This is a genomic window from Variovorax sp. Soil_C_26 (genome assembly GCF_057657075.1).
Genome location: NZ_JBDGJC010000054.1, coordinates 1 through 404 on the forward strand (window position 1 = coordinate 1; position 404 = coordinate 404).

At 66.8% G+C, this 404-nt stretch carries 1 protein-coding gene; it reads left to right on the forward strand.

Annotated features, from left to right (window positions below):
* On the forward strand, positions 1-404 hold a 404-nt coding region (locus tag AC3A6G_RS27435; RefSeq protein WP_487875102.1), incomplete at both ends, for a methyl-accepting chemotaxis protein.

Below are 404 nucleotides of genomic sequence, written 5' to 3' on the forward strand. Positions count from 1 at the left end.
GTCGACACCATGGCCTCGATCAATGCCTCGTCGCGCAAGATCGTCGACATCATCGGCGTGATCGACGGGATTGCGTTTCAGACCAACATCCTGGCGCTCAATGCGGCGGTCGAAGCGGCACGTGCAGGCGAACAGGGCCGCGGCTTCGCCGTGGTGGCCTCGGAAGTGCGCAGCCTGGCGCAGCGCTCGGGCGCGGCGGCCAAGGAGATCAAGGGCCTGATCGACGACTCGGTCGGCAAGGTCGACCGGGGCAGTGCACTCGTGGGCGAGGCCGGCAAGACGATGGAAGAGATCGTCGGCAGCGTCCGGCGCGTGACCGACATCATCGGCGAGATCACCGCGGCGAGCCAGGAGCAGAGCACGGGCATCGAGCAGGTGAACCAGGCGATCGCGCAGATGGACCA